2 protein-coding genes and 2 pseudogenes are annotated in these 8,206 nt (G+C 58.9%); 2 read left to right on the top strand and 2 right to left on the bottom strand.

What is annotated here, in order from left to right; all coding sequences use genetic code 11:
• The coding region (locus D3H35_RS03430) for a glycoside hydrolase family 3 protein (RefSeq protein WP_147355733.1) at positions 1-1,896 on the bottom strand (1,896 nt) is incomplete at its 3' end.
• Positions 1,897-2,032: 136 nt separating this feature from the next.
• Positions 2,033-4,054 (bottom strand): annotated as a pseudogene (locus D3H35_RS03425) (family 78 glycoside hydrolase catalytic domain); the annotation flags it as partial.
• Positions 4,055-4,065: 11 nt separating this feature from the next.
• Between D3H35_RS03425 and D3H35_RS03420 the strand changes: the two are divergent.
• Positions 4,066-6,197 (top strand): annotated as a pseudogene (locus D3H35_RS03420) (alpha-L-rhamnosidase); the annotation flags it as partial.
• Positions 6,198-6,333: 136 nt separating this feature from the next.
• Positions 6,334-8,206 (top strand): glycoside hydrolase family 3 protein (locus tag D3H35_RS03415; protein ID WP_147355732.1); only part of this gene is annotated, 1,873 nt, incomplete at its 3' end.

The following is an 8,206-nucleotide window of genomic DNA, read 5'->3' as shown; positions in this document are numbered from 1 at the left end:
GTCGCCTGCGTTCGAGACAGTAACCGATTTCCCCTTGTACGATCGGTTCAGCACGTCGCGAGCGTCGCCGGCCAAGCTCGTCTCGCGGGCGTACTCGGCGGTATAGGGAGCGTATTGAAGGCTAATCGGCACATAGCCGTTGCCGCCCGCCTCCGCGTCAGCCTTGCTGTAGCCCTTCGTCGAGCGAGGGCTTTCGATGCAGACCAGAGCGAAGTCCGCTTCCTCGGGTCGGTCGGTTACTGCGAAATATTTTTTCACGACATCGAGATGAATCGGATAAGACTCCGAAGGCGGAATCGGCATCCCCATCCAGTCGGTGTCGGCGGGAAGCGATCTTTTCGGAATATAGACGGTTTTCTTTCTTGCGACCGGAAGAACTCCCTCGTTTTTCAGCATGACAATCGAACGCAGCTGCGCTTCATAGCCCGCTTCCATGAACTCGGCTTGGCCGACGGTTGCTGTCGTAACATCCGCTTCCAAGTAAGGGTTCTCGAACAGGCCCAGCCGGAACATGTTTTTCAGCAGCCTTACCGCCGATTGCTCGAACCTTAGGCGCATGAACGATTCCCCGTGCTTCCTGGCTCCAATGTTGTAGGCCTCGATGACCGGCCCGATCTCGTTGTTGCCTCCGAATTGATCCACTCCGGCCATGATGAGCTTGTAATGGCGCTCGGCAACCGAATAGCCTTCTTCCACGCCCCAGCAGCGTCCGCCGGGGAACAGCCTCGATATGTCTTCGCCTTCGTCGGCGGTAATCCCCCAGTCCGTGCATACGACTCCGTCATAACCGTATCGTCCGCGCAACAAATCGTTAATGAGGTACTCGTTGTACGAATTGCCGACGTTCTCGCCGTTTTTCGAATCCTGTCCGACGGAAATCGTGTAGTAAGGCATGATGGCGGAAGCTTGTCCGGTCTTGCCTGCCAATCGGAACGCCCCTTCCGTGAAAGGAACGAGATGCTCGTCGAAGTTGCCGCCCGGATAGACGGCATATTTGCCGTAGCCGAAGTGCGCGTCCCGTCCCGCTTCGCCCGAGCCTCCGCCCGGCCAATGCTTCACCATCGCATTGACGCTGTCGCAGCCCCAGCCGTCCGCGATTTCGGCTTCCCCCTCCGACGTCTGGAACCCGTCAATATACGCTCTCGCCATATCCGCAGCCAGCTGCGGGTCCTCTCCGAAAGTCATGCCGAAGCGGTACCACCTCGGGTCGGTGGCGATGTCGACTTGCGGCGACAGCGCGGTAGCAAGGCCGAGCGCGCGGTATTCCTTCGCCGCGACTTCGCCGAACTTCCGGGCAACGGCCGGATCGAAAGCGGCGGCCAGTCCCATGCTCTCCGGCCACATCGAAATCGCGCCGCCTGCGCCCGCGTTGAATTCCTTGGACGTGTCCGAGCTATGGCGGGGATCGGAGCTGTTATTGGCGGGAATGCCAAAGCCCAAGCTTTCGGCATAAGCCTGAACGTTATTATTCCAAAGCGCGGCAGTTGCCGGATCCTGAATGCGCGTGATCAGAATGTGGCGAATATGGTCGTTCGCCACGAATGACAGCTGCTGGTCGGACAAGTCGCCCGGCGCCGCGCCGCTAGCCTCGAAAAACTGACCGCCGTAAGTGGCCGGAAACCAATTCAAATTGCCGGGAATCGCTTGGTGGCTGCTGTACAGCATCAGACCGGCGATCTGCTCGATCGTCATTTTGGACGCGAGATCCTTGGCCCTCTCCTCCGGAGACAATCGCCAATCCTCGTAACGATCAAGCTTGCCGTCCTTGTTCAAATCCTTGAATGCCAAGCCGTCTTCGTATAGAAGGCGAACGCCCGACGCTTCGGAATACCCCAGCGTCGGCCCTCGCTCGTTGCGTGCGTATCGAATGGCCGCTTTTTTGCCCATTGTCTTCATCCGTTTCCCCTCCGCAAGTCATGAAGGGAGACCGTCTCGAACGGCTCCCCGCAGCTCTTTTAATGCCAGACCGTTCAGAACGCGAAGATGCCTTCCGCACAGCGCCGATTTACGCTGTGGCGGTCGAACAATTCGGCTATTCGCGAAGAGAAGAGAGCTCTCCGGCAATCGCCTCGTATTGCTCCTTCGAGAGAGCGCTGCCCATCGGGCCGTTCGCAGCCATGCCGAGCGGCATATTGCGCAGGTGGCCCAATTGCTCCGAGAAGCCGGGAGCATGGCGATCCAATACCCGCTTGGCCGCGTCCCACTGCACGAGCTCGCCCAGACGCATGTCGGCCGAGTACGTGCGATAGGACGACTTCGGTCGGGCGAACGCGAAAACGTAATGCCCCGATCCCACCTCGATCAGGACTCCTTCCGGCTGTTGCCGATAAGACAAAATGCCTTGCGCGCCCGCGAGATCGATTCCGTCGACCGCAACTCCGTCTATAACCGCCCCTCGCAGAAGAATGGTGGCCGAAGCGTTCGCTGGCACTGTCGCATAAACCTCCGCCTGTCCGTCTTTGAATCCCCATCCGGCTTCAACCTTGCCGTACATCGATTCATAGGCTGCGCGGGCATAGCTCAATCGTCCTCCCGTGAAGTCAGGCTCTATCCGAATTCGCTTATAGCCCGGCTTCGCGCCGTCCGGAGACAGTCCCGCTATTCGGCGGTACATCCATTCTCCTACAGCGCCGTAAGCGTAATGATTGAACGAATTCATATCGTCGCTCCAGAACGAGCCGTCCGGCTTGATGCCGTCCCAATGCTCCCAGATCGTCGTCGCGCCCTTGGACACCGAATACAGCCAGGACGGATACGTCTTCTGCAGCAGCAGCTTGACGGCCGTCTCGTGATAGCCGTTGTCCGACAGCGCGAAGCAAAGGTACGGCGTACCTACGAACCCGGTCGTCAGGTGGTAATCGTTGTCGACGATGAGCTCGTTCAAATCCTTCGCTATTCTAGCGCGATCTTTCGTGTCGACCAAGTCGAACACAAGTGCGAGAATGTGCGCGGTTTGCGTCTGGGCGGCCACCCGGCCGTTCGGCGTAATGAATTCGTCGCGGAACGCCGCCGCTACTCGCTCGGCAAGCTCTCCGTAATATGCCTCATCGTCCGCATAGCCGAGCACACCCGCCGTATCCCTTACGATCCGGGAGGAAAGCGCGAAGTAAGCCGCCGTCACCATATGGTTAGGCGTCGCGCCCATATAGCTGCCTTCCTTCGCATCCAAAGCGAGCCAATCGCCAAAATGAAAGCCGGTGTTCCAAATATGCTCGCGCTCGCCCTGAGAACGAATATAGTCGACCCAGCCCTTCATGCTGCCGTATTGCTCGGCCAGCAGGCGCTTGTCCCCGAGGCTGGCGTACACCGCCCACGGAATGACCGTCGCCGCGTCGCCCCAGGCTGCGGAGGAATAGCCTTGAATGATGTTCGGAACGACGAACGGCACACCGCCGTCTGGGAGTTGATCGGCTTGCAGGTCGCGCAGCCACTTGGTAAAGAAAGCTCCGCCGTTATAGTTGAACAAGGCCGTACCCGCGAACACCTGGGCATCCCCCGTCCAGCCGAGACGCTCATCCCGTTGCGGGCAGTCGGTTGGCACGTCGAGGAAATTGCCTCTCTGTCCCCAGACGATGTTCCGTTGCAGACGGTTGACCATTTCGTCGGAGCATTCGAACGCTCCGGTCGGCTCCATGTCCGAATGAAGAACTTCGCCGACAAACGCGTCCAGCGGCAATTCGCCCGGCTGTTCAGGGAACCCTTCCACCTTCACGTACCGGAAGCCCTGAAAAGTAAAATGCGGGGCATACGTTTCCGTTCCTTCACCTTTGGCTATATAGACAACCGTCTGTTTGGCCGTCCGAATGTTGCCTCTGTAGAAATTTCCATCTTTGTCGAGCACTTCGGCATGCGTCAGCTTGATCTCGGTACCTGCCGGCGCCGTGACCGAAAAACGAATGCGCCCGACCATATTTTGCCCCATATCGAGAACCGCGTCCCCTTCGGGAGTTGCGATGGCGGCGATCGGCTTCACGAGCTCCGTCACCCGCGTCGGCACGTTCTCTTGGGCGACCAGATTGGCGAATGGAAGCTCGATCGCGACTGCCGGAATCCAAGCGATTCGTCTGGAAGGCTTCGACGGGACCTATTCGGTTATCTGAAATTTACGACGGAGAAATTTACGACGCCCGTCTTGAGCAGCGCGGCTGGAGCGACGCGGGTTTTGACGACTCGTCTTGGATTCCGGCAGTCGCGATCGAGCTTCCATTCGCCAATCTGGTCGCCCAAGAGAACGTGCCGACGCGGGTGACGGAGCTCGTGAAGCCGATCGCCGCCATCGCAACTCCGAAGGGGACGCGGTTCTCGATATGGGGCAAAATATGGTCGGGCGCATTCGTTTTTCGGTCACGGCGCCGGCAGGTACCGAGATCAAGCTGACGCATGCCGAAGTGCTCGACAAAGATGGAAATTTCTACAGAGGCAACATTCGGACGGCCAAACAGACGGTTGTCTATATAGCCAAAGGTGAAGGAACGGAAACGTATGCCCCGCATTTTACTTTTCAGGGCTTCCGGTACGTGAAGGTGGAAGGGTTCCCTGAACAGCCGGGCGAATTGCCGCTGGACGCGTTTGTCGGCGAAGTTCTTCATTCGGACATGGAGCCGACCGGAGCGTTCGAATGCTCCGACGAAATGGTCAACCGTCTGCAACGGAACATCGTCTGGGGACAGAGAGGCAATTTCCTCGACGTGCCAACCGACTGCCCGCAACGGGATGAGCGTCTCGGCTGGACGGGGGATGCCCAGGTGTTCGCGGGTACGGCCTTGTTCAACTATAACGGCGGAGCTTTCTTTACCAAGTGGCTGCGCGACCTGCAAGCCGATCAACTCCCAGACGGCGGTGTGCCGTTCGTCGTTCCGAACATCATTCAAGGCTATTCCTCCGCAGCCTGGGGCGACGCGGCGACGGTCATTCCGTGGGCGGTGTACGCCAGCCTCGGGGACAAGCGCCTGCTGGCCGAGCAATACGGCAGCATGAAGGGCTGGGTCGACTATATTCGTTCTCAGGGCGAGCGCGAGCATATTTGGAACACCGGCTTTCATTTTGGCGATTGGCTCGCTTTGGATGCGAAGGAAGGCAGCTATATGGGCGCGACGCCTAACCATATGGTGACGGCGGCTTACTTCGCGCTTTCCTCCCGGATCGTAAGGGATACGGCGGGTGTGCTCGGCTATGCGGACGATGAGGCATATTACGGAGAGCTTGCCGAGCGAGTAGCGGCGGCGTTCCGCGACGAATTCATTACGCCGAACGGCCGGGTGGCCGCCCAGACGCAAACCGCGCACATTCTCGCACTTGTGTTCGACTTGGTCGACACGAAAGATCGCGCTAGAATAGCGAAGGATTTGAACGAGCTCATCGTCGACAACGATTACCACCTGACGACCGGGTTCGTAGGTACGCCGTACCTTTGCTTCGCGCTGTCGGACAACGGCTATCACGAGACGGCCGTCAAGCTGCTGCTGCAGAAGACGTATCCGTCCTGGCTGTATTCGGTGTCCAAGGGCGCGACGACGATCTGGGAGCATTGGGACGGCATCAAGCCGGACGGCTCGTTCTGGAGCGACGATATGAATTCGTTCAATCATTACGCTTACGGCGCTGTAGGAGAATGGATGTACCGCCGAATAGCGGGACTGTCTCCGGACGGCGCGAAGCCGGGCTATAAGCGAATTCGGATAGAGCCTGACTTCACGGGAGGACGATTGAGCTATGCCCGCGCAGCCTATGAATCGATGTACGGCAAGGTTGAAGCCGGATGGGGATTCAAAGACGGACAGGCGGAGGTTTATGCGACAGTGCCAGCGAACGCTTCGGCCACCATTCTTCTGCGAGGGGCGGTTATAGACGGAGTTGCGGTCGACGGAATCGATCTCGCGGGCGCGCAAGGCATTTTGTCTTATCGGCAACAGCCGGAAGGAGTCCTGATCGAGGTGGGATCGGGGCATTACGTTTTCGCGTTCGCCCGACCGAAGTCGTCCTATCGCACGTACTCGGCCGACATGCGTCTGGGCGAGCTCGTGCAGTGGGACGCGGCCAAGCGGGTATTGGATCGCCATGCTCCCGGCTTCTCGGAGCAATTGGGCCACCTGCGCAATATGCCGCTCGGCATGGCTGCGAACGGCCCGATGGGCAGCGCTCTCTCGAAGGAGCAATACGAGGCGATTGCCGGAGAGCTCTCTTCTCTTCGCGAATAGCCGAATTGTTCGACCGCCACAGCGTAAATCGGCGCTGTGCGGAAGGCATCTTCGCGTTCTGAACGGTCTGGCATTAAAAGAGCTGCGGGGAGCCGTTCGAGACGGTCTCCCTTCATGACTTGCGGAGGGGAAACGGATGAAGACAATGGGCAAAAAAGCGGCCATTCGATACGCACGCAACGAGCGAGGGCCGACGCTGGGGTATTCCGAAGCGTCGGGCGTTCGCCTTCTATACGAAGACGGCTTGGCATTCAAGGATTTGAACAAGGACGGCAAGCTTGATCGTTACGAGGATTGGCGATTGTCTCCGGAGGAGAGGGCCAAGGATCTCGCGTCCAAAATGACGATCGAGCAGATCGCCGGTCTGATGCTGTACAGCAGCCACCAAGCGATTCCCGGCAATTTGAATTGGTTTCCGGCCACTTACGGCGGTCAGTTTTTCGAGGCTAGCGGCGCGGCGCCGGGCGACTTGTCCGACCAGCAGCTGTCATTCGTGGCGAACGACCATATTCGCCACATTCTGATCACGCGCATTCAGGATCCGGCAACTGCCGCGCTTTGGAATAATAACGTTCAGGCTTATGCCGAAAGCTTGGGCTTTGGCATTCCCGCCAATAACAGCTCCGATCCCCGCCATAGCTCGGACACGTCCAAGGAATTCAACGCGGGCGCAGGCGGCGCGATTTCGATGTGGCCGGAGAGCATGGGACTGGCCGCCGCTTTCGATCCGGCCGTTGCCCGGAAGTTCGGCGAAGTCGCGGCGAAGGAATACCGCGCGCTCGGCCTTGCTACCGCGCTGTCGCCGCAAGTCGACATCGCCACCGACCCGAGGTGGTACCGCTTCGGCATGACTTTCGGAGAGGACCCGCAGCTGGCTGCGGATATGGCGAGAGCGTATATTGACGGGTTCCAGACGTCGGAGGGGGAAGCCGAAATCGCGGACGGCTGGGGCTGCGACAGCGTCAATGCGATGGTGAAGCATTGGCCGGGCGGAGGCTCGGGCGAAGCGGGACGGGACGCGCACTTCGGCTACGGCAAATATGCCGTCTATCCGGGCGGCAACTTCGACGAGCATCTCGTTCCTTTCACGGAAGGGGCGTTCCGATTGGCAGGCAAGACCGGACAAGCTTCCGCCATCATGCCTTACTACACGATTTCCGTCGGACAGGATTCGAAAAACGGCGAGAACGTCGGCAATTCGTACAACGAGTACCTCATTAACGATTTGTTGCGCGGACGATACGGTTATGACGGAGTCGTATGCACGGACTGGGGGATTACCGCCGACGAAGGCGAAGACATATCGAGGCTGTTCCCCGGCGGACGCTGCTGGGGCGTGGAAGAAGGCTATTCGGTTGCCGAGCGCCATTACAAGCTCATCATGGCCGGAGTGGATCAATTCGGAGGCAACAACGAGATCGGGCCGGTCATCGAGGCCTACAACATTGGAGCCAGGAAGCACGGGGAATCGTTCATGCGCCTAAGGTTCGAGCAATCGGCGGTAAGGCTGCTGAAAAACATGTTCCGGCTGGGCCTGTTCGAGAACCCTTACTTGGAAGCGGATGTTACGACAGCAACCGTCGGCCAAGCCGAGTTCATGGAAGCGGGCTATGAAGCGCAGCTGCGTTCGATTGTCATGCTGAAAAACGAGGGAGTTCTTCCGGTCGCAAGAAAGAAAACCGTCTATATTCCGAAAAGATCGCTTCCCGCCGACACCGACTGGATGGGGATGCCGATTCCGCCTTCGGAGTCTTATCCGATTCATCTCGATGTCGTGAAAAAATATTTCGCAGTAACCGACCGACCCGAGGAAGCGGACTTCGCTCTGGTCTGCATCGAAAGCCCTCGCTCGACGAAGGGCTACAGCAAGGCTGACGCGGAGGCGGGCGGCAACGGCTATGTGCCGATTAGCCTTCAATACGCTCCCTATACCGCCGAGTACGCCCGCGAGACGAGCTTGGCCGGCGACGCTCGCGACGTGCTGAACCGATCGTACAAGGGGAAATCGG

The organism is Cohnella faecalis (assembly GCF_003570905.1).
GTDB classification, from domain to species: Bacteria; Bacillota; Bacilli; order Paenibacillales; family Paenibacillaceae; genus Cohnella; species Cohnella faecalis.
The sequence above is the reverse complement of the archived record's forward strand: the minus strand, read 5'-3'. Positions and strand labels throughout refer to the sequence as shown.